Origin of the sequence: Pseudonocardia halophobica (assembly GCF_027922425.1) — a bacterium.
Lineage (GTDB): Bacteria > Actinomycetota > Actinomycetes > Mycobacteriales > Pseudonocardiaceae > Pseudonocardia > Pseudonocardia halophobica.
In genome coordinates, this window is record NZ_BSFQ01000241.1 from 1 (window position 1) to 613 (window position 613).

Below are 613 nucleotides of genomic sequence, written 5' to 3' on the forward strand. Positions count from 1 at the left end.
GTATCCTGCAATTCTCCCAGCTGATGGCGCGTCAGTAGTCCAGCAAGCTCGGCGGCTTTCCCCTCAATTACGTCTCCTACTTCCTGAAAAGAGTCGAATGCCTCTTGGCGAATCTCAGCGACATCAAGCTCGCTGATCGGAACGTACCTAGAACTTCCAGGTGCCTCACCGGGGGCGTTTCCATGTTGAAGACCGAAAGATCGGAAAAAGCCGAAATGCGCCGCGTATGAGTGATTTTCATGATCCCGTGCTCGTCGACGAGCTGCTGGTCGATTGCCTCGGAACTGGCGAAGCAGAGCAGAAAGGAGCAGGATGGAAAATGGGGGAAACCAACGCTCGCCGCCAAAGTGGAACTCGTTTTCGGCTGCGTCTGGAAGATCTCGGAGCATGCAGGCGAACCCCGCGAGGCTAACCGGCGACAAATCGTAGGGGACGTCCACACGCATTCGAAATCAGCTTTCCAATAGCTTAGAAAAATAGCAGAGTTTGGGCATGCCTACGGTCAGGCGCTGCCTTTTTCATGAAATACATGCTTGGACATCTATGTTTCAGCGCCACTGAGTGCGGGACGGCGTCAAATTCTAGGTCTCGTTTCTAAGCGCGCCCGAACGCC

Annotated in this window: 1 protein-coding gene; it reads right to left on the reverse strand. The window is 54.3% G+C overall.

What is annotated here, in order from left to right; genetic code table 11:
* On the reverse strand, window positions 1-440 hold a 440-nt coding region (locus PKE99_RS39325), incomplete at its 3' end, for a hypothetical protein (protein ID WP_271215148.1).
* Between the last annotated feature and the right edge of the window lie 173 nt (window positions 441-613).